This is a genomic window from Nocardia stercoris, from assembly GCF_003696265.1.
Taxonomy (GTDB): domain Bacteria; phylum Actinomycetota; class Actinomycetes; order Mycobacteriales; family Mycobacteriaceae; genus Nocardia; species Nocardia stercoris.
Genome location: NZ_RFFH01000007.1, coordinates 100,633 through 126,279 on the forward strand (window position 1 = coordinate 100,633; position 25,647 = coordinate 126,279).

The 25,647-nt window shown below is 70.3% G+C and carries 22 protein-coding genes; 15 read left to right on the plus strand and 7 right to left on the minus strand.

Features of this window, described 5'->3' with window-relative positions; all coding sequences use genetic code 11:
* Positions 1–44: 44 nt before the first annotated feature.
* From EBN03_RS17885 to EBN03_RS17905, 5 genes are all read left to right on the plus strand, one after another.
* Positions 45–707: an NADPH-dependent F420 reductase gene (locus EBN03_RS17885; protein WP_147471624.1), complete on the plus strand. Its 663-nt coding sequence runs from the start codon at positions 45–47 to the stop codon at positions 705–707.
* A gap of 76 nt (positions 708–783) precedes the next feature.
* Positions 784–1,710: a LysR family transcriptional regulator gene (locus tag EBN03_RS17890; RefSeq protein ID WP_147471625.1), complete on the plus strand. Its 927-nt coding sequence runs from the start codon at positions 784–786 to the stop codon at positions 1,708–1,710.
* A gap of 143 nt (positions 1,711–1,853) precedes the next feature.
* Entirely contained in the window at positions 1,854–2,840 is a 987-nt protein-coding gene (locus tag EBN03_RS17895; RefSeq protein ID WP_122189199.1) for an AraC family transcriptional regulator ligand-binding domain-containing protein, read from the plus strand.
* Positions 2,841–3,165: 325 nt separating this feature from the next.
* Positions 3,166–4,062, plus strand: a complete 897-nt coding sequence (locus EBN03_RS17900; RefSeq protein ID WP_158675668.1) for an SPOR domain-containing protein — start codon at positions 3,166–3,168, stop codon at positions 4,060–4,062.
* Positions 4,063–4,135: 73 nt separating this feature from the next.
* Positions 4,136–4,552, plus strand: coding sequence for a PaaI family thioesterase (locus tag EBN03_RS17905; RefSeq protein ID WP_122189201.1), 417 nt, complete (start codon positions 4,136–4,138; stop codon positions 4,550–4,552).
* 135 nt (positions 4,553–4,687) lie between these two features.
* On the opposite strand, the gene EBN03_RS17910 is transcribed toward EBN03_RS17905, so the two are convergent.
* The 3 genes from EBN03_RS17910 to EBN03_RS17920 are packed head-to-tail and all read right to left on the minus strand — an operon-like array spanning position 4,688 to position 7,978.
* The gene (locus EBN03_RS17910; protein ID WP_122189202.1) at positions 4,688–6,331 is read right to left on the minus strand and encodes an AMP-binding protein; all 1,644 of its coding nucleotides are present in this window, start codon (positions 6,329–6,331) and stop codon (positions 4,688–4,690) included.
* Positions 6,318–7,298: an SDR family NAD(P)-dependent oxidoreductase gene (locus EBN03_RS17915; RefSeq protein ID WP_122189203.1), complete on the minus strand. Its 981-nt coding sequence runs from the start codon at positions 7,296–7,298 to the stop codon at positions 6,318–6,320. The genes EBN03_RS17910 and EBN03_RS17915 overlap by 14 nt, the downstream gene beginning before the upstream one ends.
* On the minus strand, positions 7,298–7,978 hold the full coding sequence (locus EBN03_RS17920; protein WP_122189204.1) for a TetR/AcrR family transcriptional regulator: 681 nt from the start codon (positions 7,976–7,978) through the stop codon (positions 7,298–7,300). The genes EBN03_RS17915 and EBN03_RS17920 overlap by 1 nt, the downstream gene beginning before the upstream one ends.
* Before the next feature lie 145 nt (positions 7,979–8,123).
* On the opposite strand from EBN03_RS17920, the gene EBN03_RS17925 reads away from it, so the two are divergent.
* The 4 genes from EBN03_RS17925 (at position 8,124) to EBN03_RS17940 (ending at position 14,053) form a co-directional block, all read left to right on the plus strand.
* Complete coding sequence (locus EBN03_RS17925) at positions 8,124–11,354, plus strand: AfsR/SARP family transcriptional regulator (RefSeq protein ID WP_122189205.1); 3,231 nt, start codon at positions 8,124–8,126, stop codon at positions 11,352–11,354.
* 199 nt (positions 11,355–11,553) lie between these two features.
* Complete coding sequence (locus EBN03_RS17930; protein ID WP_122189206.1) at positions 11,554–12,006, plus strand: DUF2871 domain-containing protein; 453 nt, start codon at positions 11,554–11,556, stop codon at positions 12,004–12,006.
* Positions 12,003–13,448, plus strand: a complete 1,446-nt coding sequence (locus EBN03_RS17935) for an amidase (protein WP_158675669.1) — start codon at positions 12,003–12,005, stop codon at positions 13,446–13,448. The genes EBN03_RS17930 and EBN03_RS17935 overlap by 4 nt, the downstream gene beginning before the upstream one ends.
* A 131-nt stretch (positions 13,449–13,579) precedes the next feature.
* Positions 13,580–14,053 carry a nitroreductase/quinone reductase family protein gene (locus tag EBN03_RS17940; protein ID WP_199742858.1) on the plus strand — a complete coding sequence of 158 codons (474 nt, stop codon included), beginning with the start codon at positions 13,580–13,582 and terminating at the stop codon, positions 14,051–14,053.
* A gap of 27 nt (positions 14,054–14,080) precedes the next feature.
* On the opposite strand, the gene EBN03_RS17945 is transcribed toward EBN03_RS17940, so the two are convergent.
* On the minus strand, positions 14,081–14,920 hold the full coding sequence (locus EBN03_RS17945; protein ID WP_122189208.1) for a glucose 1-dehydrogenase: 840 nt from the start codon (positions 14,918–14,920) through the stop codon (positions 14,081–14,083).
* 648 nt (positions 14,921–15,568) lie between these two features.
* Between EBN03_RS17945 and EBN03_RS34215 the strand changes: the two genes are divergently transcribed.
* Together EBN03_RS34215 and EBN03_RS17950 are read left to right on the plus strand one after the other, a co-directional pair.
* Positions 15,569–15,739 carry a hypothetical protein gene (locus tag EBN03_RS34215; protein WP_158675670.1) on the plus strand — a complete coding sequence of 57 codons (171 nt, stop codon included), beginning with the start codon at positions 15,569–15,571 and terminating at the stop codon, positions 15,737–15,739.
* A 66-nt stretch (positions 15,740–15,805) separates the two neighbouring features.
* Positions 15,806–16,780 (plus strand): SigB/SigF/SigG family RNA polymerase sigma factor, encoded by a 975-nt coding sequence (locus EBN03_RS17950; RefSeq protein WP_233608450.1) that lies wholly within the window; start codon positions 15,806–15,808, stop codon positions 16,778–16,780.
* Between the two features lie 30 nt (positions 16,781–16,810).
* On the opposite strand, the gene EBN03_RS17955 is transcribed toward EBN03_RS17950, so the two are convergent.
* Both EBN03_RS17955 and EBN03_RS17960 read right to left on the minus strand, forming a co-directional pair.
* Complete coding sequence (locus tag EBN03_RS17955; RefSeq protein WP_122189209.1) at positions 16,811–18,265, minus strand: aminotransferase class I/II-fold pyridoxal phosphate-dependent enzyme; 1,455 nt, start codon at positions 18,263–18,265, stop codon at positions 16,811–16,813.
* A 49-nt stretch (positions 18,266–18,314) separates the two neighbouring features.
* Positions 18,315–18,926: a UdgX family uracil-DNA binding protein gene (locus EBN03_RS17960; protein WP_122189210.1), complete on the minus strand. Its 612-nt coding sequence runs from the start codon at positions 18,924–18,926 to the stop codon at positions 18,315–18,317.
* Between the two features lie 222 nt (positions 18,927–19,148).
* Here EBN03_RS17960 and mbp1 point away from each other — a divergent pair, with 222 nt between their 5' ends.
* Both mbp1 and EBN03_RS17970 read left to right on the plus strand, forming a co-directional pair.
* Entirely contained in the window at positions 19,149–19,394 is a 246-nt protein-coding gene (gene mbp1 / locus EBN03_RS17965; RefSeq protein ID WP_122189211.1) for a microaggregate-binding protein 1, read from the plus strand.
* A gap of 82 nt (positions 19,395–19,476) precedes the next feature.
* The gene (locus tag EBN03_RS17970) at positions 19,477–21,804 is read left to right on the plus strand and encodes a molybdopterin oxidoreductase family protein (protein ID WP_122189212.1); all 2,328 of its coding nucleotides are present in this window, start codon (positions 19,477–19,479) and stop codon (positions 21,802–21,804) included.
* 18 nt (positions 21,805–21,822) lie between these two features.
* On the opposite strand, the gene EBN03_RS17975 is transcribed toward EBN03_RS17970, so the two are convergent.
* Complete coding sequence (locus EBN03_RS17975; RefSeq protein WP_122189213.1) at positions 21,823–23,385, minus strand: hypothetical protein; 1,563 nt, start codon at positions 23,383–23,385, stop codon at positions 21,823–21,825.
* Positions 23,386–23,654: 269 nt separating this feature from the next.
* Here EBN03_RS17975 and EBN03_RS17980 point away from each other — a divergent pair, with 269 nt between their 5' ends.
* Both EBN03_RS17980 and EBN03_RS17985 read left to right on the plus strand, forming a co-directional pair.
* A complete protein-coding gene (locus EBN03_RS17980; protein WP_122189214.1) occupies positions 23,655–24,221 on the plus strand; it encodes a type 1 glutamine amidotransferase domain-containing protein in 567 nt (188 codons plus the stop codon).
* Positions 24,222–24,424: 203 nt separating this feature from the next.
* The gene (locus EBN03_RS17985) at positions 24,425–25,276 is read left to right on the plus strand and encodes an alkaline phosphatase family protein (protein WP_199742859.1); all 852 of its coding nucleotides are present in this window, start codon (positions 24,425–24,427) and stop codon (positions 25,274–25,276) included.
* The last annotated feature ends 371 nt before the right edge of the window (positions 25,277–25,647 follow it).

A 25,647-nucleotide genomic window follows, 5' to 3' on the forward strand; every position in this document is an offset into this window, starting at 1 on the left:
ATCGGATCGGATACCCGCGGTGCGGCATCGGACAGGAGAGACAGATGAGAATCGGCATCATCGGCACGGGCCACATCGGCGGGAACGTGGCCCGGCAAGCGGTGCGAGCCGGGCACGAGGTGATCCTGAGCTTCTCCCGGCACCCGGAATCGTTGCGGGACACGGCCACCGCACTCGGACCGGCCGCGATCGCCGGTTCCCCCGCCGATGCGGTCACCGAGACCGACCTGACCGTGCTGGCCGTTCCTTGGAGCGCGATCGACGAGGCGCTCGACCAGGCGGGCGTCCTGTCCGGCAGGATCGTCGTCGACACCACCAACCGGTTCGGCGCGGGCCCGGGTCCCGCGGCCGGGCAGACCGCGGCCGAGTACAACGCGGCCCGGATGCCCGGGGCACGCTACACCAAGTCCTTCAATACCCTCACCGCCCGGTTCCAGGCCGAGGTGGCCGACCGGGAGCCGGAAACCCGTGTCGTGCAATGGCTCTGCGGTGACGACGCGGACGCCAAGCAGACGGTGGCCGCCTTCGTCGACAGCCTCGGCTACCTGGCGATCGATCTCGGCGGTATCGCCGACTGCGCCGTCATGGAGTCCCCGCGGCGGCCGGGCGCGGTCTACGGGGAGGAATACCGTCGCGCCGACGCCGAAGCGGTGGTGGCGGCGGTGCGCGCGGGCCGGCCTGTTCCACCGCTGCCCAGCTACTACTGATCCGGTGACCGCGCGGGGCCGAGGTTGGCACAAACGGTCCTGGGCAGTGCGCCGACGGCGCGGTAGTTCTCGAATCGTGAACGAATCGGCGAGCTTTCCCGCGGTGGACCTCGGCGCACTGCGCGTATTCGTGGTCCTGGCCGAGGAACTGAACTTCAGCCGGACCGCCAACCGATTGCTGCTGTCCCAGCCGCGGGTGAGCCAGATCGTGCGCGAACTCGAACGCGCGGTCGGCGGGCCGCTGTTCCTCCGATCCAGTCGGCGCGTCGAACCGACCCCGCTCGGCCGGGAGCTGCTGGCCGGCGTCACACCAGCGCTGCGCGACATCGATCGGGCGGTGCTGACCGCCCGGTCCGCCGCCCGCGGACTGCGCATCGGCTTCCTCGGCCCGTTCGCCAGCACCTTGGACGAACCGATCGCAGCGCTCCGCCACAGCCGGCCCGAGATGACGGTTCAGCTGGTCCAGGCGCCCTGGGTCGACTCGTTCGCGGGTCTCTACAACGGTGAACTCGATCTGCTGCTCTACCTGTCGCCGGTCGTCGAGCCCGATCTGGTGACCGGCCCCACGGTGCGCACCTACCCTCGGATGGTGGCCGTCGCCCGCAACCATCCGCTTGCCGCGCGAACCGAATTGACCGTGGAGGATCTCGGCGACACCGGCGTCGTCGGACCACCGGACAGGGCGCCCGAGGCCACGGTCCGTGCCTATTGGCCGCCGGAGCGGACACCGTCGGGACGGCCCATCCGCCGCATCGGCTCGGCGCGCACCGAAGCCGAAATGCTCAGTGCCGTGGCCCGCGGCGACGGGGTGTACGTGACATCGACGGCGATGCCCGCACATTTCGCGCATCCGGCCGTCGACTACCTGCCGATCACCGGACTGCCACCGGCCCGCGCGGTGCTGGTCTGGCACCGCAACAATGCCTGTGACCGGGTGCACCGGTTCGCGTCGCTGGCCCAGGATCGTGATGCCGGCCGAAAGTACAGTGCCCCAGCGCGATAGAGCCCTGTGAATCCGTTTCCGGACCTGATTTCGCCGGTCGCGGACCCGGTTGCCGACCGGTCGGTCCGCCGACGATGATCTGCATGGCGGAAAGGATGCGGCGGGTCCGGTGACGTCGCACTCCGCGGGCGGTGAGGTGCGGCATGAGACTCGACGCGGTGGACAACGTTCATCTGACCAGATATGTCCTCGACACGGTGGGTGTCGCCGCTGCCGTGCGCGCGAAAATCATCGCTCAGTCCGATCTTCCGGCGTGGGTGCTGTCCACGAGACATTCGGCACTGTCGAGCCTGCATTATCTGCGGCTGTGGGAACTGGTCGAACACGAACTCGACGACCGACTGATCGCGGTGCGAACCGCTGCCGACTATGAGCCCGGCCAGCTCGGCTTGCACGACCACCTGATGCTGACCGCCCCGTCCCTCGGTGCGGGCCTGGCTCTCACCGATCGGTTCGTCACCTTGTGCTCGACCAACCATGTCCACACCGTCCACTCCGACAGCGACCCTGCCGGATACACCACCGTGGACTTCGAGCTGATCCGCGGCGAAGGCAGAGGGGGCGAGCTGGCCATGCAGACCGCGCTGTGCGGGTCCCTCGTCAAGATGCGCAAGGCCACCGGGCAGCCGGTGACACCGCTCGCGGTGCACTTCCGGCAATCGGCGCCGGCCGACCGAACGGAATTCATCGACCTGTTCGGCACCGACCGGATCGACTTCGGCATGCCTAGCGACCGGATCGTGCTCCGCAGCGCCGACGCGGCGCTGCCGATGCGGCGTGCGAACGCGGCCCGCAACCGCCTCCTGCAGCAACGCGCGCTGCGGCTCGGGCAGCTCGAACTGGTTTCCTGGGCCGGGCAGGTGCAGCAAGAACTGGCGATCATGCTGACCGACGAGCCGGTGTCGATCGATGCCGTGGCCCGCCGCCTGCTGACCAGCCGGCGCACCCTGCAACGACACCTGGCGTCCGAAGGAACGTCCTGGCGGCAGGAAGTGGAGCGAGCGCGTCGCCATCGAGCCGCGGTCGCGCCGCGCGGCATCACCGCCGACGAACGGGCCCGCCGGGCCGGCTATTCGGACTCCCGATCACTGCGCCGGGCCGCGGCCCGCTGGCGCGAGTCCGCCAAGTAGCCCGCTGGTCGATTCGCCCGAATCGCCTGTGCGCGTTCGAGAGATCCGCGGCGGCCCGGTACACTCGCGCCCTGTTCAGTGCTTGCAAGGCATATATACATGCTTGTCACGGTGGCAGCGGTACCACGCTGCGCCGGCCGCGTACCTGATGAAGACGCAGTGCAGCTGTCGGGCGGACCGCTCGCCGAATTCGCCCGAACACCGCTCCCGGCCGACACCGCACGCGCGACGACCGCTTCCGAAGTGTCCGAACCGAAGGCTGATCCGAAATCAGCACGACGAACACCGAACGCCCGTCACCGAATACGAACAGGGGAACGAACAGATGAGTGCCCCCCGCGCGGACACCGCGGACGAACACCTCACGGACTGGTTCGAAGCAGTCCCCGGCACCCGCGCCTACCCCGCGCCCGAGACCGTCGCAGCGGTAGCCGAGCCGCAGCCGCAGCCGCGGCGGCACGCGAAGCCACCTACCCGGCCGCTACCGCGAGCGGACGTCCGGCCACGGGCGACGACGAACACTCCTCCGGGTGCGGTCGCGTTCTACATCGTGTCGGTCATGTCGCTGATGGTGTCGCTGGATACGTCGTGGCTGTTCTTCCGGGACCACCTGCACATCGACAACGTGTGGATCCGGACCGGCATGTTCACCGTGCTGGAGGTCGCGCTGATCGCGTGCGGGATCGGCATGGCGGCCGGGGTGCGGCGGCACGACAGACCCGGATCGGCGCAGCTGAGCGCCTGGGCGTTGTGCGGGCTGTCGGGGTATATGGCGGTCGTGGAGGCCGGCCCGATCGACGGAGCCGCCCGGGTTCTGCTGGGCCCGGCACTGGGCATGGTGATGTTCCACCACGCGTTGGGCATCGAGAAGCGGGCCCGCCGCGAACGCACCGGGATGTGGGCGCGGATCGGCCGCGAGATACGCGAACGGGTGCTGAGCCGCCTCGGACTGTCCGACGACGAACGCGACGCCGCCCGCCGCACTCGCGACCGCGCGGCACGACGGGTCGCGGCCCTGTCGCTGGGGCGGCGGGTGTGGTTCCGGGAGAGCCGGCTGGCCCGCGCGCTGTCGGCGGCGAACGTCGCCCACGACGACACCATGCGATCGGTGATGCTCGCCGAGCTGGCGACGCGACGGCACGCCGGCGAGCTCGCCGCCCTCGATCAGCCCTCCCCCTGGACCGAACCGCGCGGCGAACACCACCGCCGGATCGCGCGCTGACCGCGTACCGAACCGGGCTTCCCGGCGGTGGGGGCAATAGCCCCGCGGCTGGATGTCGGGCAGAGTCGTGTGCATGACCGACACGCAGATCACCCCCGATCCGGTGGGCACGCAGTTGTTCGCCACCATGCCGTTCGCGGCGGAACTCGGCATCGAGGTCCTCGACTGCGGCCCGGAACTGGTGCGCAGCCGCCTGCAGTGGCGCGAGAACCTGTGCACGCTGGGCGGTTCCATGCACGGCGGCGCGCTCATGTCGCTGGCCGACGCGACCGCCGCGGTCTGCGCCTTCCTGAATCTGCCGGCAGGCAAACAGGGCACCACGACGGTCGAGTCCAAGACGAACTTCGTGCGCGCCCTGCGCTCGGGTCACGCCACCGCGACCGCGACACCCCTGCATCCGGGCCGGAGCTTCATCGTGGTGGAGACCGAAATCCGGGACGACGCAGGCAAACTCGTCGCCAAGGTAACCCAAACCCAGGCCGTGCTGTAGTTCGGTCGAGCGGCTCCCCGGCCGCTCATCTCGGCGGCGAGGACATAGTCGGCGCCCACCCAAGCACTCCGCCGTGTCCGGGATCCGGCCGGGGAGGTTCGGTCGTGATTCGCGGTGCGGCACCGGGTCTTCGGTTCAGGATTCGTTGTGCGCCTGTAGTTTCGATCGGACGACCTTGCCGCTGGGGTTGCGGGGGATGCGGTCGATCCGAGTGAACCGTTTCGGCACCTTGTAGCGTTCCAGGCCGGCTTTGACGTGGCGTTTGAGCTCGTCGTCGGTCGGGTCCGCGCCGGGGGCGAGCACCACGAATGCGTGCAGTACCTGACCGAATTCGGTGTCGGCGACCCCGATCACCACCGCGTCGGTCACGTCGGGGTGTGCCACGAGGCGGTCCTCGACCTCGCCGGGGAAGACGTTCTCGCCGCCGGAGACGATCATGTCGTCGGAGCGGCCGTCGATGTACAGCCGGCCCTGCGCGTCGAGGAAGCCCATGTCCCCGGTGTCGACGTAGCCGTCGACGATCTCCTTGGCGCGCGGGCGGGCGACCCGGTCCGGGGTGTAGCCGTCGTAGCCCAATCCCCCACGGACGAAGATCCTTCCGGTCTCCCCGACGCGCGCGAGGGACCAGTCCGGGCGCAGGATCCGGATCGATACACCGAGCGCGGGCCGGCCCAGCGTGGACGGCGCTTCGGCCAGGTCGCGCTGGGTGGCGATGGCGACCAGGCCCGCCTCGGTCGAGCCGTAGCCGTTGACCAGGATCGGGCCGAAGGTGTCGATCACCGCGGTGATCGTGGTCGGAGAGATCGGCGCGGCGCCGGTGACGACGAGCCGCAACGACGTCAGATCGGCACCGGCGGTTCCCACTTCGAGCAGTCGCTGCAGCATGACCGGCACGGCCATGAGGACCGTGACCCGATGGCGGGCGATGTCGTCGAGCACCTGTGCGGCGTCGTAGCGGCGATGGCAGATCAGCGTTCCGCCCAGCACGAGCGGCCCCAGGAGAGCGGCCAGTCCGTAGGCGTGGAAGAACGGGGGCGCCACCAGCGCCGTGTCCCGCGACCGCAGGCGCAGGGTGGTCATCGCGGTCGCGGACAGTTCGGCGATCGCCTTCATCGGCACCGCGCGCGGCACACCCTTGGCGACCCCGGTGGTGCCGGAGGTCAGCAGCGTCACCTTCACCGCTTTGCGGACCGGCGGCGGGGCCGGATGACGCTGCTGCGCGAGAACATCCAGCGTCGGAAGGTCGTCGGTGCCGGTGAGCTGTTCGTGCCAGGCCAGTACCCGCAGTCCGCGGAACTGTGAATCCGCCACGGCCGCAGCGTATTCCTCGTCGTAGATCAGGACGTCGGGGTCGTGGCGCTCCAGGATCGCTTGCAGCTGTTGTTGCGGTAGTTCGGTATTGACGAAGATGAGCTCCGCGCCCAGCCGGGCTCCGGCGCCCATGGCGACGACGAAACCGCGGTGGTTGCGGCACAGGATGCCCACCGAGGCCGGCCGCCGCGGCGCGAGCGCGGCGATCGCGGCGGCCACGGCCTCGAACTGCTCGCGCAACCGGCCGTAGGTCAGCGCGCCGTCGTCGTCGACGATCGCCACACGGTCCGGGTAGCGGATCGCACTGGCGGTCAACAACATCGCCGGGGTCGGCCCCAGCAGCCACAAGCTGCGAGCCAGATCGGCCACTGCGCGGGGGCCGACCGGGCGCAGCGCGCCGGAGGCGAGGATCGGTGGCACGGCCCGCGCCCATCGCGGCGCCTGGCCGGCGAATTCAGCGCACACCATGGCCGGCCTCCGCTTCCTCGATCCCGCTGGGGGCCTGCGGATTCCGCCCGCCGACCACGCTGGCCAGCGAGGCGCTCGTGTCGCCGAGGAACCGGTAGACGAAGCCGATGAGCACCTCGAGCGGCAGGCGCAGCACGGGCACCAGGATCGCCGACGGGTGCCCGTACAGCGGTGTCAGCGTGCGCGGTTTGTCCACCACCGCGCGGGCGATGACCCGGGCCGCGTCCTGCGGAGTCTGCCCGGGCAGCAAGCGCATCCAGGCGCTGGGCGCGCTCATGCGGGTGTGCATGAGGCCGGCGTAGAAGGTGGTCAGGGTGACCCCGTCCGCGCGGGCCTCCATCCCGACCGCGCGCATCCACCAGTCGAACGCCGCCTTCGACGACAGGTAGAAACCCCATTTGGGCATGACCGGGAACATGACGCCGACGGTCGACACGTTCACGATGTGGCCGCTGCCGCGCTCGCGCATCGACGGCAGCAGGGCAAGGGTGAGCCGCATCGGCCCGACATAGTTCGCGCCGTTGGTCGAGGCGATGTCCTTGGGCCGGTCGTAGGACAGGTGCACCGAGCGGCGCAACGACTTGCCCGCGTTGTGGATCAGCACGTCGACCCCGCCGAAGTCGGCAAGGACCGCGTCGGCGAACTCGGCCACCGACTCCTCGCTGGTCAGATCCAGCCGGTAGGCCGCGGCTGTGCCGCCCGCGGCGGTGATCCGATCGGCGAGCTCCTGCAACCGGTCCAGCGAGCGCGCGGCCAGCACCACGGTCGCGCCGGATCGGGCGAACAGTTCGGCGGTCGCCGCGCCGACGCCGAACGAGGCACCGGTGACGACCACGACCTTGCCTTCGACCTCGCGGCGTAGCCGGCTGGTGCGGCGCAGGCCACGTGGCCCGATCGCCGCGGCCACGGCCCGGGCCACCGGATGGTGCACGAACCGGGCCGGGCCCGGTGTGACGCTGTAGACCATTACTTCTCTGCCACTTTCTCGACCTCGTTCGTCGGCTGGAATCCGATGAACGCCAACAATTTCGGGTCCGACACCAACGCGTCGACGACACGCTGGGACATGACGATGTCCGGGTCCACCCGCACGGCTCCCAGGACGGTGCCGAAGAAGTTCGCGACGATCAGGTCCCGGACCTGTTCGCGCGTGAGCGTCTGCGAGCGCAGCCAGTGCACGGCGATCCCCTCGACGAACGACAGCCAGCCGAGGACGGCCGCGCGCAGCACCGCGCTGGTGTCGGTATCGGTGAGTTCCACCGCCAATGCCCGGGCGAACCGTTCCCGGTGCTCGTCGCGAATCCGCCGCACCTGCGCGTCGGCGGTGTCGGCCAGCAGGGCCTCGAACGAACCCGGTTCCGCGTGCGCCTGATTCAGCAGGCGGTCGATGCCGCGGTTCAACCGCTCGAGCGCCGGCCCGCGCATCGCGTGCATCTCGCCCCAGAAATCCTCGGCGGCCTGCTCCAGCACCGCCAGGTAGAACCCGCGCTTGCCGCCGAAGTGGTAGCTGATGGACCCCGCCGCCACCCCGATCGAGCGGGCCAGGTCCACGATCGAGACCTCTTCGTACCGCCCGCGGCTGAACGCGGCCCGCCCCGCCTCGAGCAGCACCGCACGCGAGGTGTCGCCTCGTCGATTGCCGGCCACCCCGCCTCCTTTTCTGAATCGAATTCAAAAAGGACGGTAGTGGCACGAACCGGGGAGGTCAAGAAGAAGTTGAATCCGATTCAGACTCGGCTCGGTTGACGAGCGGCCCGGCGCCACGCAGGATCGATCGCGAGATGGGTGTTGCATGCTGGTAGGGCTATTGGGTCCGGTGGTGGTGGAGAGCGCGGACGGACCGGGGTCGGTCGGGGGGCCGCGGGTGCGGGCGTTGCTGGGGTTGCTGGCGCTCGAGGCGGGGCGGGTGGTGCCGGTGGCGCGGCTCGTGGACGGAGTGTGGGGCGAGGATCCGCCGGCCGGGACCGGAAACGCGTTGCAGACCTTGGCCAGCCGGTTGCGCACGGCCTTGCCGGGGGCGGTACGCAGCGACGGGGGCGGCTATGTGCTCGACCTGGCACCCGACGAGATCGACGTGCACCGGTTCACCCGCGCGGTCGAGGCGGGCCGGGAACTGCTCGCCGCCGGGGAGGCGGAACGAGCCGTCGAATGCTTCGATACCGCGCTCGCGCTGTGGCGCGGCGAGCCATTGCTCGACATGGGTGAATCGGAGGTATTACGCGCCGCGGCACTGCGATTGACCGAACAGCGGCTCGAAGCGGTCGAACTGCGCGCGGACGCCCTGGGTTCCCTCGGCCGCGCCGGCGAGGTCGTGCGGGAACTGCGCGCCGAGGCGGCGGCACATCCGTTCCGGGAGACGCTGGCCGCACGACTGGTGCGGGCACTCGCGGCGGCCGGACGACCGTCCGAGGCGATCCAGCAGTTCGAGGCCACCGAGGCCCTGTTGCGCGCGGAACTCGGCACCGCGCCCGCCGCGGTCCTTCGTGCGGCACTGGCCGACATCCACACGAGCGCAACAACTCCCGCCGAACCAGACATCCAACCGAGGCGCGAATCGAACCGAACCGAGGTCGCGGCGGAGCCCGCGCGCGCGCCGCAGCCGCCCCAGCGGCGCACCAGTTTCGTCGGACGCGGCCGCGACGTGGCGGGCGTGCGGCAGGCGTTGCGCGAAGCCCGGCTGGTGACCCTGTCCGGCGCCGGAGGCATGGGAAAGACCCGGTTGGCCACCGAGACGGTCGGCGCCCACGCCGCGGACTGGGCAGACGGTGTCACCTTCGTCGAATTGGCCGCGCTCGAGCGGGAACGGGCCGACCGGCCCGCCGTGCCGGCGGTCGGGGTGGCGATCGCCAACGCGCTCACCCAGTTCCAGCGACCCGACGAACAGCGCACGGAGTGGGCCGACGTCCTGGAACGAATGCTGTCCGGCCGCCGCATGCTGCTGGTCCTCGACAACTGCGAGCACGTCGTGGCGGCGACCGCGCACCTGATCGACGATCTGTTGCAGCGGCTGCCGTTGCTGCGGGTGCTCACCACGAGCCGAGAACCGATCGGCGTGGACGGCGAGCGACTGTATCCGGTCCGAACCCTCGACCTGCCCGCGGCCGAGGCGGATGTCACGGCGGTCGCCGCGTCGCCCGCCGTCCGGCTGTTCCTGGATCGTGCCACCGCTGCGATTCCGGATTTCACGCTGTCGGAACACAATTCGTCCGATATCGGTGCCGTTGTGCGCAGCTTGGACGGCATGCCGCTGGCCATCGAGCTGGCCGCCGCCCGCCTGCGGAGCCTGCCGCTGCCCGAGCTCAGCACCCGGCTCACCGATCGCTTCCGGTTGCTCACCACCAGCACTCGCCACGCCGTCCCCCGCCATCGCACCTTGCATGCGGCCGTGGCCTGGAGCTGGGAACTGCTCACCGAGGCGGAAGCCGCTGCGGCACGGCGCTTTTCGATCTTCGCGGGCTGCGCGAACTGGGACAGCGCCACCTGGGTGTGCGGTCCGGACGCCATCGACACGGTCGCCTCCCTGGTGGCGAAGTCGCTGGTGGACTTCGACGGACGGCGCTATCGGATGGCCGAGACGATCCGGGCCTACGCGGCCGCGGAACTGACCGCCGCCGGCGAGGCGGACGAGGTCGCTCGCGTCCATGCCGACTGCTTCCTGGAATTCACCGACGCCGCCGCACCCGGATTACGTACTGCCGCACAGTCCGATTGGCTCGCCCGGCTCATCGCCGAGCACGCCAATTGCGACGCCGCACTCCAGTGGGCCCTGGATGCCGGCGACGGCGAGCGCGCGGTTCGCCTGTACGCGAATCTGGTCTGGTACTGGCTGCTGCGCGGATTGCACAGCGACATCGCCGAACGCCGCCGCGCGGTCCTGGCCCTGGTCGGCGACACCCCGCCGCCGGGGTGCACCGGGGCCTATCTGGCGTGCCGGTACGCCGAGGAGCTGCCGGCCTACTTCACCAACATCTGGTGGGGCCAGATCCGGGATGACACCGGACAATTCGAACGGCTGACCCGTACGGCCCTCACCGAGGCGCGACCCCCGCACCCGATCTTCGTGCTCATCCTGGCGCTGCGCGACCTGCTCGGCGACGACGACCGCCTGCTCACCGCGTGCACCACCGCCGATGATCCCTGGCTGCGCGGAAACGCCCTGCTGGCAAGGGGTTTCGACGAACTGGGTGGCGACCACCCGGCTCGCGCCCTGCCCACCCTGGAGGCGGCGGTCGCCTGCCTGGCCACGCACGGTGACGCCCGGTCGCACAGTCGCGCCCTGATCTCGCTGGCCAGCTACCGGACCCGGATGCTCGGCCTGGACACCGCCCGTCCGCTCATCGCCGACGCGCTGAACCTGCTGAGCCCGGATCTGGGTGCCGTCGAACGGCTGGGCGTGCACCTGTTCGCGGCAGAGCTGCACCTCGCCGACGGCGATACCGACAGCGCGGCAGTCTATCTCGACCGGGCTGCGGCACTGGTCACCCCGCACATGATTCCCGCACCCGGGCGCTTCCTGGCCGCCGCGCAGGCGCAGCTGGCGCACCTGCGCGGCGACGACGACCGCGCGATGGAACTGTACAAGCGGATGGCCGAGCAGCCGCTCCCCGCCGCCCCGCCGCCCGCCGGACGCCACGACACCGCCCGCTTCGTGACCACGGTCTTCATGAGCACAGCGCACGCGGCAGCCCTCGTGTCGGCGGGCAAACCGGACGACGCACTGGGCGTGCTGGCGGTGCCCCGCGATCTGGCCGCCCAGATGTCGGCGGCGCTGCTGGCCGAGGTCGGGATCGGTTACGCCCTGGTGGCGCTGGCCAAGGGCGCCCCGGGGCAGGCGGCCCGGATCCTCGGTGCCACCGACCGGATCAACCGCAGGGCCGGGGTGATCCGCATCGGCCCGTTCCGGCGGCGGGCGCTCGACCGAGCGGAGGCGGCGCTCGGGCCGGCGCGGCTGGGCACGGAATTCCTGGCCGGCGCCCGGCTCCCGGACGACGCGGTGCTGGAACTGCTGCGTACCGTGCGCTGACAACGACTGTCAGCGAACGGTACGCGCCGCACCGGATCCTCGGGGCACACACGTCCCACCGATCCAGGAGAGTTCATGTCAGTCCCCTCGACCACGCGATCACGTGTTCGCGTGCCCCTGAGTGTGCGGGGTCGCACCGCCGCCCCGGTGGCCGCCACCGGCACGCTGGTGCTGTGCCGGGAAGGCCGGTGAGTGCCCGATGAAGCTGCTGCTCAACACCGCTCACCTCTACATGATCGTCGGCCTGATCGCCGGGCTCTACTACCGGGAGCTCACCAAGGCCCGGCACTTCACCGGCCAGTCGGAGCTGGGGGTCGTGCACACGCACGTGCTGGCGCTGGGGATGCTGTTCTTCCTCATCGTGCTGGCCGTGGAGAAGCAGTTCGCGCTCAGTGCCCAGCGGAGCCTGTTCACCTGGTTCTTCTGGATGTACAACACCGGTCTCGCCGTGACCGTCATAGTCATGACGCTGCACGGCACGCTCACCGTGCTGGGCAAGAGCAGTGGTGAGGGGATCGCGCTCGTCGCCGGTGTGGGCCACATCCTGCTGACGGTCGGGCTGGTCCTGTTCTTCATCACCGCCGGCAAAGCGCTCGACGCCGGCCGGACACCCAGCACCGCAACGGCATTCGCCGCACAGGAGGCATCGTGAACGCCAGCCGGGACAGTGCGCTGTGGACGCGGGACGCGGTCTCGCTCGCGGCGCTGATCGCCGAGGGCACCGTCACCGCCAGCGAGGTGGTCGAGGCGCATCTCGATCGCATCGAGCGGGTGGATCCCGAAATCGGCGCGCTCACCACAGTATTCACCGAGACCGCCCGTGCGGCGGCGGCCGCCGCCGACCGTGGCCGCCCGGCCGGGCCGCTGCACGGGGTTCCGGTCACCGTCAAGAACAACCTCGATGTCGCGGGCAGCCCCACCACCTGGGGCGTGGCGGCCCTCGGGCAGGCCGTCGCGACAGCCGACGCACCCGCGGTGGCGGCACTGCGCCGCGCCGGGGCGATCGTCATCGGGCGAACGAACATGCCCGACTTCGCCACCCGCTGGCACACCGACAACGACGCGGCGGGCCCGACCGTGAATCCTTGGTACCCGACGCGCAGCCCGGGCGGTTCCAGCGGTGGTGACGCCGCCGCCGTGGCGGTCGGCATGACCCCCCTCGGCCTGGGCACCGACTTCGGTGGCTCGCTGCGCGTTCCCGCCGCGTTCTGCGGTGTCGCCTCGTTGGGCACCACACCCGGCCGGGTGGCGGTGGCCTCGAGCCTGCCCGGGCCCGCACCCGCGCCGACGAACCAATTGTTCGCGGCGCCAGGGCCGTTGGCGCGGACCGTGCGTGATCTGACCACCGCGTACGAAGTGCTGTGCGACAGCGCCGATCGGCGCGACCCCGCCTGGATCCCGGCGCGGGACACGGCCGATACCGTCCGGCCCGCGGTCGCCGTCGCGCTCGGAGCCGATATCGATCCGCAGGTGCGGGCCGCGCTGCTCCGCTGCGCCGATGCCCTGGACCGCGCGGGATATCCGGTGGCCGAACTGGATCCGCCGCAACTGGGCGAGGTGGCGGCGGACTACGGCCGGCTGGTCTCCACCGAGGTGGTGGTCCAGCGCCGCGACGCCATGCGGCAGGTCGGCAGCGCCGGACTGAACACCTTCGTGGACGCGGCGATCGAGCTGTTCCCGCCACTGGATCTGGCGGGTTACATGTCCGCGCTGGGCGAGCGCCGCACCCGCCGCGCGGCCTGGTCGGAGTTTCTCGCCGAGTATCCGATCGTGCTCGGCCCGGTGTCGGACGAACTGCCCTGGCCGGTCGGCTACGACCTGGGCGGCATCGCGCAGGTCGCGACCATGTACGCGGCGCACCGTCTCACGATCGCCGCCAACTACCTGGGCCTGCCCGCGGTCACGGTCCCGGCGGGCATCTCGGCCGAGGGTCTGCCGATCGGGGTCCAGCTGATCACCGCCCCGTTCGCCGAGCGCCGCGCACTCACCGCGGCCGCGCGGATCGAAGCGGCCTGCCCGATGCCCACGCCCATCTCCCCGGCAGCCGATCCGGCGCGTCGCACTCGAGCTGAACCTACTTCCAGCAGTAGATGATTCGGCGCCGAGCCGTCGCACGCCACCGCCCGGCCGGAGCCACCGCACGCCACTGCCCCGCCCGATCCGGCGGGGCAGTGGCGTGCGATCAGCGGGGTGCCCGCCGGACCGCCGGCGCCTACAGTGGGGAGATGACTCCGAACAGTGTGCGGCAGCCCGGGCAGGCGCAGACGATGCGGATACAGCGCGCGGCGAACTGGGTGGTGACCCGGTTGCTACGGTCACCGTTGGCCGGCGGTCCGGGCCGCAGCCTGATCCTGCTGCACGTCGTCGGCCGCAAGTCCGGCAAGAAGTACGACGTGCCGGTCGCGTACGTCCGCGACGGCGACGAGCTGGTGATCGGCAGCCCCTTCGGGTGGATGCGCAACCTGCGCACCGGCGAACCACTGGCGGTGCACTACCTGGGCCGCCCGCACACCGCCGACGTGGTCGTGCACACCGCGGCCGATGCCGTCGCCGCCGACTACACCGTGATCTGTCGCGGCAACAAACAATTCGCGAGCTTCAACAACATTCGCCTCGACGCGACCGGAAATCCGGACACCGGGGACCTGCGGGCGGCCTGGGAACTGGGTGCGCGTTCGGCTCGGCTCCGTATCCGCTAGCACGGGAGCCGAGCCGGCCGCGGCGAGCTACAGGATCGGGCGGCCGCCGGTGACGGCGAGCCGCGCGCCGGAGATGTAGCTGCCGTCGTCGCCGGCGAGCAGGACGTAGGCGGCCGCGAGTTCGGCGGGTTGGCCCGCACGACCCAAGGGTGTGTCGTCGCCGAAGTGCGCGACCTTCTTCGGCGGCATGGTGGACGGGATCAGCGGCGTCCAGATCGGCCCCGGCGCCACGCTGTTCACTCGAATCCCCTTGGGGCCCAGCAACTGTGCCAGGCTGGCGGACAGGTTCGCGATGGCGGATTTGGTTGCCGCGTACGGTGCCAGGGTCGGGGAGGGCATATCGGAATTCACCGAGGAGCTGCCGATGATCGAGGAGCCACGCGGCATATGCGGCACCGCGGCCTTGACCAGCGTGAAGTACGCGCCCACATTCGTGCGGAAGGTGTAGTCGAATTCCTCGTCGGTGATCTCGTCCAGGCTCTCGTGGGTCATCTGGTAGGCGGCATTGCTGACCAGCACGTCGACTCTGCCGAATTCCGTTATCGCCCGGTCGATCACGGCCCGGCAGTGTGCGGGGTCGGACAGATCGCCCGGCACGAGCACCGCCCGGCGGCCGTCGGCGCGGACGAGGTCGGCGACCTCTTGCGCGTCGTCGTGCTCATCGAGATAGGACAACAGCACATCGGCACCCTCGCGGGCGAAAGCGATCGCCACCGCTCGCCCGATACCGCTGTCGGCACCGGTGATCACCGCGACCTTGCCGGTCAGTTTGCCGGACCCGCGGTAGCTGTCCTCGCCGCAGTCGGGGCGGGGAACCATCTGTGACTGCGTTCCCGGGGCCTGTTGCTGCTGTTCGGGAAATCCCATGGCGCACTGCTCCTCTCGTCGACCGGGCCCGCGACGTCGGTCGCAGCCGGGCGAACCTCGTCCGGTTCGGAAGCGCTCCCGCGCGACCGAGCGAATTCCCGTAGCTCCGTCAGGCGAACCAGCTCGGCCGGTGCCGGCGAGCACGACCGCCGTGTACGGCCCATGCGCGTCCGCCCACGGCAGGGACCGCCCGTGGTGGCGACAGTTCGGGATCCGTCCGGACCGGCGGTTCCGCGGGGCCGCTCGGGCACTGGGAATCCGCCCGGTGAGCGGATCGAGGTGCACGGGTGGGCTGGGTGCCCGGTTCCGCGGCCGGTTCGCTGATCGGAGCGTGCTCGGGATCCGGTGTGGGATCGTCGTAGATGTCCATGGTCGGCGACTACCCACAATCTCACCCGATACCCGGCATCGAGCCCCGACCGCGGCGGTCCCACCCGGCGGCAAGCCGTCGAATCCGATGGTCACGGCATGTTTAAACCGCACGACGACGGGAATACTTCCTGAAGGTTGAAAACCACAGCCGGTCCATCAGGGATGCCCGAGCACACATCGCGACGGAGGTTCGCGGCAGCGCCAGGTCCGCATGCGCGGGCCGCGGCAGAACTGCATTCTCGGGCACCTACGGCCTTCGGTTTCGGCAGGCGCCGCGTGCGCAGCGTCGAGCCGGCCGCTCTGGAGAATCGTGAGCACGCCGCACGGTCGCGTATCGAGAGCAACCGTTCGACCGCGCTGCACCTCGGATTCATCGCCATCGGCAATCCAGCGCGGGAACCGACCGGGAAGCTGATTTCCCGGCGCGAAGGTCGTTTGTCCAGGTGACTTGCAGGTCGCAACGAGGCGTATCGATGCAGGCCCGTTCATCGACTACCTTAGGCGGGATCCGCTATGGTCCTGATTCAGCAGCTAGATCGATCGCCGAGCACCCGGCCGGCGTCCACAATCGTGCCGGTCGCCGACTCGCACGAACACCGCATCACGATGCGGACGCCGGACCGGCCACCGCGGCTGGTGACGCGTTCGCTCGACAGCGCCGGACCGGCGCCGGACCGGCGCGGGCGGCAATATCGCGGCACCGACAGCTACGACGACGTGGAACCCCACCTGGCCGCGCTGGCGGCCATGGATCCCGACCATCCCGGCCGGGAAGTGTTGCGGAAGAACATCATCGCCCAATGCGTCCCGCTGGCCGACCACATCGCCCGCCGCTACAGCGGGCGCGGGGAATGGGACGACGACCTCATGCAGGTCGCCCGGATCGGCGTCATCCACGCGGTGGATCGCTTCGATCCCACGCGCGGCTCGTCGTTCGTGGCGTTCGCGGTCCCGACCGTGATGGGTGAGGTACGCCGGCACTTCCGCGACAAGACCTGGGCCGTGCGAGTACCGCGGCGCACCAAGGAAATTCAGCTCATGATCGGTGACACGGTCGAACGGCTGGCCCAGCGCAACGGGCGGATGCCCAAGTCCCGCGAGATCGCGGCGGAGCTGACGCTGCCCGTCGAGGAGGTCGTCCAGGCGCTGGTCGCCGCCAACGGCTATCAAACGACCCCGATGTCCACCCTGCCGGGAACCGACAGCGAGGAGAACACCGCCACCGCCCTGGCCGAACGCGTCGGCGTCGAGGAACCCCGATACGAACAGGTGGAACAGTTCCTGGCCGTCCAGCCGCTCGTCCAGCAGCTCCCCGAACGGGAGCGGCGGGTACTGGGCATGCGGTTCTTCGAGTACCGGACCCAGACCCAGATCGCGCAAGAGCTGGGCATCTCGCAGATGCAGGTGTCGCGGATCCTGTCGCGCACGCTCGACCGGCTCCGGGAACAGGTGTACGCCGAGGTCGGGGACACCGCCCCGGCCGCCTGACCCGGTCTGTCGACAGCCGAGCTCTCCGGGTCAGCGGGCGACGACCCGGAGGGTCTCGGCGGACGGATCCGAGGTGTCGGGCACGTTCATGCCGGCGGCCAGCCCGGACCGCAGATATTCGACGACCCCGCGGTCGATCAGCTCACCGGGCACGATCACCGGGATTCCGGGCGGATACGGCGTGACCTGTTCCGCGGCGATCCGGCCCGGGGCTTCGGTGAGCGGCACTCGATCGCACGGACCGAAGAACGCGTCCCGCGGCAACCGGATCGAGGTCAACTCCAGCTCACGGGGGTCGGGCAGGTACATCCACGGCGCCCGGGAACCCGCGGCGCCGACCCGCCACGCGGTGAGCGCGTCCACCAGGGTGTCCACGGTGGTGTCGTCGTCGGCGATCGACAGCGTGGCCAGCACCCGGCGGTGGTCGCTGTGCCCGAGGTCGATCCTGCGGTTCTCGCGCAGCCAATCCACCAGCTGGTAGCCGGAGGCGCCGGTGGCGGAGACGTCGAGCAGGACCTGCAACCGGTCCAGGTCGTGCGATGCTTCGACGCCGAGCAGTTCGTCGTCCATGACCGAGATTCCGGGCAGGCGGCCGAGCTCGTCGCGCGCCCGTTTCGCGAGTTGCAGTGCGTTGCCGAGCAATTCGTGACCGGCCTGCACCATCTGGCGGCGCCAGCCGTCGATTGCCGCGTACAGCAGCACATTCGGGCTCGTCGTCATCAACAGGTCCGCGCACAGTTTCAGCCGGGCGCGGTCGATCAACTCGCCCTGCACATGGAACACCGAGCCCTGCTCGAACCCGGCGCCCATCTTGTGGACACTGACCAGGCACATGTCGGCGCCGGCGTCCATCGCCCAGGTCGGCAGCTCGGGGTGGAAGGGCAGGTGGGCTCCCCACGCCTCGTCGACGATCAGTGGCTTGCCGCGCTCGTGACAGGCCGCGGCGATACCCGCGATGTCCGCGCAGGTGCCGTACGGGCTGGGGCTGACGATGAGCGCGCCGGCCGCGTCCGGATGCCGCTCCCACGCCTCGCGCACCTGCCGCGGCGACGGCGGATGGGAGAAGTGGCGTTCGGCGTCCCAGCGCGGCGCGATCCAGTGCGGCCGTACACCGGAGAAGATGAGACCCGCGACGATCGACTTGTGGCTGTCGCGGCCCAGGATCAGGCCGTGGTCGCAGCCGGCCACCGCCAGCATGGCCGCCTTCACCGACAGCGAGCTGCCGCAGGTCGAGAAGAACGTTTCGTCGGCCCCGACCGCGTCGGCCATCAACTCCTCGGCGGATTCGAGGAAATGCCCGCTCGCCATCCGGTCGTCGAGGCCGCCCGAGGCGAGGACGTCGCAGGCCAGCGCGTCGCCCAGGACCGCCCGCACGCGGGCATCGGCGCCTCTGCCCTGCCGGTGCCCGGGCGGGCAGAAACCGTAGCGACCGGCCCGGTCGTAGTCGGCCAGCGCCTCCAGGACAGGTGCTCGACTATGGTCCACGCCGGACGCATACCCGATCCCATGGCCGGTACACAGTTGCCGGTGATCGTCAGCCTGTGGCGGTGGCTATCCGGCGCAGGTCGGCGACGAAGTCGGCGTAGGCCTTGCCGCGGTCGCGCGATCGCAGTACCGAGGACGGGTGCACCGTCGTCAGCACCTGGTAGTCGGGCATCGTGAAGAGCTGTCCGCGGTGTTCGGTGACCCGGAACGACTGTCCGAGTAGGGCTTTGGCCGCGATGCTGCCCAGGCACACCACCAGCCGCGGGCGGACGACGGCGAGTTCGGCGTCGAACCACGGCGCGCACGCGACGATCTCGGTGCGCCCCGGCGGCTGGTGGATGCGCCGTTTCCCGCGCTCGGCGAACTTGAAGTGTTTGACCGCGTTGGTCAAATAGACTGTGTCCCGGTCGATTCCGATCTGGTCGAGCGCTCGGTCCAGCAGCCGGCCGGCCGGGCCGACGAACGGATGACCCTGCAGGTCCTCCCGGTCGCCGGGCTGCTCGCCGACCAGCACGATCTCGGCCGACGCCGGTCCTTCGCCGAAGACGGTCTGGGTGGCGTGCCGGTACAGATCACAGCCGTGGCACCGTTTCGACGCTGCCTCCAGCTGGGTGAGGTCAGCATCGGGCGGGACGTATGCCGCCGCACCTGTTGCCGTCATCGTGACCTCCCGTGCTCCCGGACGATTACCGCATCCGCGGCCACCGGATACCCCGGCGCCGGCGCACCAATCGGCGGCTCGGCTCCACCACCCACCGATCGCCGGCACCGGCGCCGGTTCCGGCAGCCGGTGAATAGCCGGCAGCCGACCGGGTAGTGCGGGACTGTGGCCGCATCCGGCGGCCACCGGACAACATCCCGACGAGAATTCTCCGGAGGAATCGTGAACGAATCCCACAGTGGACCGCGGGACGCGGCCGAAGGCGTCGTCGAGGACGTGAAGGGCAAGGTCAAGGACGCGGCCGGAACCCTCACCGGGAACGAGGAATTGAAGCGGGAAGGCCAGGCCCAGCAGGACCGGGCCGCAGCCCAGCGGGAAGCGGCCGGCAAGGAGGCCGAGGCACAGCGGGCCCGCGGCGAAGCCGAAGTGCACCGCGCCCGCCAAGCTGGGCACGCCGAGCAGAAGTAGGCCGTCGGTCCGGCGGGCCCACACGGGCCCGCCGGACCGCGCGAGAAGCGAGCACATCGTGGACGCTCCCGCGTTGAGCAGGGTGGCCGATGACCGGTTGCGGCACCCGTGGGGCGCGCGGACCCCCTACGGTCCCGGCGAACAGTGGCCGGAGCGGGTGGACATCGCGCTGGCCGACAGTGTGTCCGAGGCCGATGTGCAGCGCTGGGTGCCCTCGGCGTCGGTACTGCACTCCAACGGTGACGCGTTCGACATCGCGGTCGTGGACGACCGGATCGTCGGCGTCCGCGGCCGGGCCGGTGACCGGATCAACCGCGGTCGCCTCGACATCAAGGACCTGTGCGCGTGGCAGGCCGTCGCGGCACGAGACCGGTTGACCACGCCCATGATCCGCGTCGACGGCGAACTGCGGGCCTGCGACTGGGACACCGCGCTGGACCGCGTCGCCGCCGCCACCCGGGACCGGTGCGACGCACACGGCCCGGATGCCATCGGGTTCTACACCAGCGGGCAACTGTTCCTCGAGGAGTACTTCGCCCTCACGACCCTCGCCCGCGCCGGCCTCGGGACCAACCACCTCGACGGCAACACCCGCCTGTGCACCGCCACTGCAGGCGAGAGCCTGAAACAGTCGTTCGGCTGCGACGGCCAGCCCGGCACCTACACCGATATCGACAGCGCAGACGTCATCGCCCTCTACGGCCACAATGTCGCCGAGACGCAGAGCGTGCTGTGGTCGCGGATCCTCGACCGCCTGGCCGGGCCGCAACCACCGGCGGTGCTGTGCGTGGACCCGCGCGACACGCCGGTCGCCCGGCACGCCAGCGTGCATCTGGCGCCCGTCCCGTCGACGAACGTGGCACTGCTCGACGCGCTGCTGCGCGAGATCATCGTCCGGGAATGGATCGATCCGACGTATCTGGCCGACTGCACGGTGGGTTTCGACCGGCTGCGGGAGACGGTCGCGGAATGGACCCCGGAGCGGGCGGCGGAGGTCTGCGGCGTGGACGCGGACGAGATCCGGCGCGCCGCCGCCCTGCTGGGCACCGCGCGCCGACTGGTGTCCACGGTGCTGCAGGGCTTCTATCAGGCCCATCAGGCCACGGCGGCCGCGGTGCAGGTCAACAACATTCATCTCGTGCGCGGCATGTTGGGCCGGCCCGGCTGCGGGGTGCTGCAGATGAACGGCCAGCCCACCGCCCAGAACACGCGGGAGTGCGGGGCGAACGGCGACCTGCCCGGCTTCCGGAACTGGGCCAATCCCGACCACATCGACGAACTGGCGCGGTTGTGGAACGTCGACCCGCGCCGGCTCGCGCACGACGCTCCCCCGACCGACATCATGCAGATGATGCGGTTGGCCGAGTCCGGTGACCTGCGCATGCTGTGGGTGTCGGCGACCAATCCCGCCGTGTCCCTGCCGGAATTGGCCCGGATCCGGCGAATCCTCGCCCAGGACAGCCTGTTCCTCGTGGTCCAGGACATCTTCCCCACCGAGACAACCGAACTCGCCGACGTGGTGTTGCCCGCGGCGGGCTGGGGTGAGAAGACCGGCACGTTCACCAACGCCGACCGCACGGTGCACCTGTCGGAGCAGGCGGTGCCACCGCCCGGGGATGCCCGATCCGACCTGTGGATCTTCCTGGACGTCGCCCGGCGTCTCGGTCTGCGCGATCGCGACGGTGCCCCGCTGCTCGCGTGGCAATCCCCCGAACAGGTCTTCCGGGCCTGGTGCCGCTGCAGCGCGGGCCGGCCCTGCGACTACTCCGCGATCACCTACGACCGGCTGCGCGCGACGAGCATCCAATGGCCTTGTACCGCCGAGCATCCCGACGGCGTCGAACGGCTCTACGGGGACGGCCGCTTCTTCGCCGATCCCGATACCTGCGAGACCTACGGCAAGAACCTGCTGACCGGTGAACCGCGCGGTGCGATCGACTATCGCGCCGTCAATCCCGACGGCAAGGCGATGCTCGAGCCCGCGCCGTACGTGCCGCCGACCGAGGCGCCGTCCCCGGAGTATCCGTTCGCGCTGATCACCGGCCGCACCCTGTACCACTTCCACACCCGGACGAAAACCGCGCGCACCCCCGAATTGAACGCCGCGGCACCGGATGTCTGGGTCGAGCTCTGCGCCGCCGACGCCTGCCGGCACCGGATCGCGGCCGGCGACCTGGTCGAGATCACCACCGCACGCTCCTCGATCACCGCCCGGGCCCGGATCACCGGCATCCGGCCCGGTGTGGTGTTCGTGCCGTTCCACTACGGCTACTGGGACATCGGCGGCGACGGCCGAATGCGGCGCGCGGCCAACGAACTCACCCTGACGGTGACCGATCCGGCCTCCAAGCAGCCGCTGTTCAAATCCGCGGCCGCCCGCATCCGCCGGTGCCCGCAGCAGCCGAGCTAGCGGCTGTTCGCCGTCGGGCTACTCGGACAGCTTCGATACCTCCAGGGTCAGCCGGCAGGCCGCCTCGGCGGCGGCGACCGGGCCGGGCGCGGCGACGGCGATCATCGCCCACTGTCCGGGAATACAGGCGATCGCCGTGGCCGGCAGGTCGGTGTGGCCGTCCAGGAGCCGCTGCAGGTCGGCGGTGGTCATATTCTGTGGCGGCACAACCACTTTGGTGGCCGCCGAGCGGAGTCCGGATTCGCGCGTGCGGTCGCGGAACGCGCGCAGCAGGTCGGCGCCGCAGGCGGACAGATTCAGATCCTGCAGGCCGGTCAGCGCGCTGCGGCCGAACCGGCCGCCGACCCGCGCGACCGCGAAATCGATACCGCCGGTGACCAATCCGAGTTCGTGCAGCGCGGAGTGCAGGTCGATCAGCGCCGCGCGGATGCGATCGTAGACCGGTACCGGAACGCCGGCGGCTTCACAGCTGTCGCGGTCGAAGTACACATTGCCCTGCCAGAAGGTGTCCGACAGGAATTGCAGCGTCATACCGTCGGCCGGTGTCCCGCGGCGCAGGTGCACCGACGGCGCGAGCTGGAACAGATGGCCGGTGACCGGGAGCCGGCAGTATTCGGCCTGGGCTTCCAGCACCCATTCGCCGCACGCCGGCCCGGGCGGGCCCGGCAGCTCCGCGGCCAGGTCGATGTCGGTCCGAATACCTTGTCCCGAACTGGATTTCGCTGCCTTGAGACAGCCGCGGGTGATGCCGAAACGGTCGCGCAGCAACGTGGCGGCCGCGCGGAAGGCGCCGTCGAAGGACAGATCCGCCGGCAGCGTGTAGCCCGGCAGGCGCGGCACCCGTATCCCGAGCTCGCGCGCCAGCGGCGTCAGGGCGGTCTCCGCCGCGAGTGTGTGCCGGGGGTCCGGGCCGACCCGCAGCGCCGCGGCCTCGTCCACCCGCGGATGCAGTACCGCCTTGTGGCTCCAGGCCTCGAAGACGGCGGGATGGTTGGCCTCGACGTTCAGGGTCGCGACGCCCGCTCGGCGGCGCAACCACAGCAGGAAGGCCAGCGTGGGTTCGTCGGCGGCGTACACCCGGATCGAACCTTCCGGGTTGCGGCGGATGTGCCCGACGATCGGGTCCAGGCTGGGATCGTCGCGGGCTGCCAGCACGAGCAGGGAATGCAGGAAATAGTAGTGGCCGGTGTCCGGGACGACGGCGGTCAGCCGGTTACCGGCGGCGGCGCGCCACGGTGCCGACCGGCCGACATGGAGGTCGCCGGGCTGGGCGAGCAGTACCGACCGCGCCTCGATGATGGTCGGCCAGTCGACCGGCGGCCGCCCGGCCGCCACCTCCGCCAGCGCCGCGCCGAGGGTGTCCTTGGCCGGTGTCGAGGTGTACAGCAACACCCCGGGAATGCCGGGATCACCGGTGCCGAAACGCAATTCGCGCTCGACCGCATCCCGTAGCCGTTCCGGTCGCAATCCCAGCAGCCGCCGGGTCAACGCGGCGAACTCCCCGGAGGTCAGGGCGGCCGGCCCGACGTACATGCCCGGCCACGACGAGTCCCGCGCACACCCCTGGGTGTCCGTGCTCATTCGCTTCCTCCATCGTCCGGCGGGGCCGGATGTGGCACTCCGGCGAACGGAACGCGCGGCGACTACCCGATCCGCGAGGCCGCCAAACACATCCTGCGCTCTCCGCGGCGCCGCCGAGGTCACAGTTCGGCACACTTCCGGCGACTGCGCCGCGACGGCGCGGTGTGCTCGCTGCCGTCCGCGCTCGTCCGATGCCGCTCGGTAGCTGATTGGCCTCGGCCGGGCCGGGTACGTCGCGCACAGCAGCGGTGAACCGAACGGAGGAGACCATGACCGCACAGATCGAAGGCGCGCGAGTTCTGATCATCACATCCAATACCGGAGTCGAGCACGACGAGTTGACCGTGCCCCGCGATCGGCTGCGTGAGCTGGGCGCGGTCGTGACGCACGCGGCGATCGAGAACGAACCGGTGCACACCTTCCGCCACGACCTGCAGCCCGACGAAACCGTCGAGCCGGACGGCACGATCGCGGCGGTCGATCCCGCCGATCCGGACCTGCTCGTGGTCCCCGGCGGCACGGTCAACGCGGACCAGCTTCGCGTGCACGAACCGGCTCGAGAGCTGGTGCGCGCGCTGTCGGCCGCCGGGACCCCGGTCGCCGCCATCTGTCACGGACCCTGGCTCCTGGTGGACGCGGAAGTGTTGCCGGGCACCACGGTGACGTCCTACCCTTCCCTGCGGGCCGATCTGGAGAACGCGGGCGCGAGCTGGGTGGACGAGCCGGTGGTGCGGTGCGAGCAGGACACCTGGCACCTGATCACCTCGCGGCGTCCGGGAGATATCCCCGATTTCGTCGAGGCGATCGCCGGCCTGCTGCCGGCCCATCGCGCCTGACGGGATCCGCGCGGGCGGTTACCACCCGTGCGACTCGCCGCGGCGCCAGTTCGCTTCCTGGACAAAGGTTTTCAACTCCGAACTGTTCACTCCGACACCACGCGACGGTCGCGGGACGTTCGGAAGCGAGCCCGGACGGACTCCTACGCTCGTGCGACCCCGGCCCGCGGGGCCGGGGTCCGGCACCACATTCAGGAGGGTTCGTGTTCAGGCAGCGCATCGCTTCCGCCGTCATGGCGGCCGCGGCTTTCATCGGTATGACCACCACCGCCGTCGTCAACTCGTCCGACGCGCAGGCGGCGACGACCGTCCCCGTGTTCGACCACATCGTGCTCGTGATGTTCGAGAACCACGCCTACTCCCAGATCAACGGCAGCTCCAGCGCCCCCTACTTCAACAACCTGGCCGGCCAGGGCGCGAAGTTCACCCAGTCCTTCGCGGTCACCCACCCCAGCGAGCCCAACTACCTGGCGATGTTCTCCGGCTCCACCCAGGGCATCACCGACGACAGCTGCCCGCACACCTTCACGGGCAACAACATCGCCAACCAGCTCATCACCGCGGGCAAGTCCTTCGACAGCTACTCCGAGTCCATGCCGTCGGACGGTTACACCGGTTGCACCAGCGGTCAGTACGCGCGCAAGCACAACGCGGCGCCGTTCTTCAGCAACGTTCCAGCGACGAGCAACCTGCGGTACACCGACTTCCCCTCCTCGGCGAACTACGCGAACCTGCCGACCGTGTCCTACATCGACCCGAACCTGTGCAACGACATGCACGACTGCTCGATCAGCACGGGTGACACCTGGCTGAAGAACAACCTGGACGCCTACGCCCAGTGGGCCAAGACGCACAACAGCCTGCTCATCGTCACCTTCGACGAGGACAACGGCAGCTCCTCCAACCACATCTTCACCACCTTCGTGGGCGCGCACACCCAGGTCGGCACCTTCTCCAACCAGATCAGCCACTACAACATCCTGAGCACCATCGAGAGCGCCTACAGCCTGTCCCACCTCAACTCCGCCGCCGAGATCACCAACGTGTGGAAATGACGGTTCACCGCAAGCAGGTAACCCCGCTCGCGGGTGCGCCGTCCGGCGTGCCCGCGAGCGGTCACAGCGACTCACGGAGGTGGCCCCGTGTATCTGTCCACGATCGACAATCCGCACGCCGAAGACACCCCGGAACCGGCGCGCCGCAACGCGTTGTTCCTGTTGAGCGGCAACGTCTTCGCGCTGGGCGCGGTCAGCCTGGTGACCGACGTCTCCGCGGAGATGACGACCGCGATCCTGCCGGTCTACCTGGTGGTCGGGCTACACCTGAGTCCCGCCGCCTACGGCGTCGTGGACGGCACCTACACCGGCGCGACCGCGCTGCTGCGCCTGGTTGGCGCCTACCTCGCCGACGTGACGCGCCGCCGGAA

What these genes read in the sequence shown, in the direction of transcription:
- EBN03_RS17910 (WP_122189202.1), bottom strand. Translation starts at nt 6,331, where the DNA reads ATGGTGTGCGCTGAATTCGCCGGCCAGGCGCCGCGATGGGCGCGGGCC.
- EBN03_RS17905 (WP_122189201.1), top strand. Translation starts at nt 4,136, where the DNA reads ATGACCGACACGCAGATCACCCCCGATCCGGTGGGCACGCAGTTGTTC.
- EBN03_RS17930 (WP_122189206.1), top strand. Translation starts at nt 11,554, where the DNA reads ATGAAGCTGCTGCTCAACACCGCTCACCTCTACATGATCGTCGGCCTG.
- EBN03_RS17945 (WP_122189208.1), bottom strand. Translation starts at nt 14,920, where the DNA reads ATGGGATTTCCCGAACAGCAGCAACAGGCCCCGGGAACGCAGTCACAG.
- EBN03_RS17915 (WP_122189203.1), bottom strand. Translation starts at nt 7,298, where the DNA reads ATGGTCTACAGCGTCACACCGGGCCCGGCCCGGTTCGTGCACCATCCG.
- EBN03_RS17975 (WP_122189213.1), bottom strand. Translation starts at nt 23,385, where the DNA reads ATGAGCACGGACACCCAGGGGTGTGCGCGGGACTCGTCGTGGCCGGGC.
- EBN03_RS17950 (WP_233608450.1), top strand. Translation starts at nt 15,806, where the DNA reads ATGGTCCTGATTCAGCAGCTAGATCGATCGCCGAGCACCCGGCCGGCG.
- EBN03_RS17925 (WP_122189205.1), top strand. Translation starts at nt 8,124, where the DNA reads ATGCTGGTAGGGCTATTGGGTCCGGTGGTGGTGGAGAGCGCGGACGGA.
- EBN03_RS17960 (WP_122189210.1), bottom strand. Translation starts at nt 18,926, where the DNA reads ATGACGGCAACAGGTGCGGCGGCATACGTCCCGCCCGATGCTGACCTC.
- EBN03_RS17895 (WP_122189199.1), top strand. Translation starts at nt 1,854, where the DNA reads ATGAGACTCGACGCGGTGGACAACGTTCATCTGACCAGATATGTCCTC.
- EBN03_RS17885 (WP_147471624.1), top strand. Translation starts at nt 45, where the DNA reads ATGAGAATCGGCATCATCGGCACGGGCCACATCGGCGGGAACGTGGCC.
- EBN03_RS17900 (WP_158675668.1), top strand. Translation starts at nt 3,166, where the DNA reads ATGAGTGCCCCCCGCGCGGACACCGCGGACGAACACCTCACGGACTGG.
- EBN03_RS17980 (WP_122189214.1), top strand. Translation starts at nt 23,655, where the DNA reads ATGACCGCACAGATCGAAGGCGCGCGAGTTCTGATCATCACATCCAAT.
- EBN03_RS17940 (WP_199742858.1), top strand. Translation starts at nt 13,580, where the DNA reads ATGACTCCGAACAGTGTGCGGCAGCCCGGGCAGGCGCAGACGATGCGG.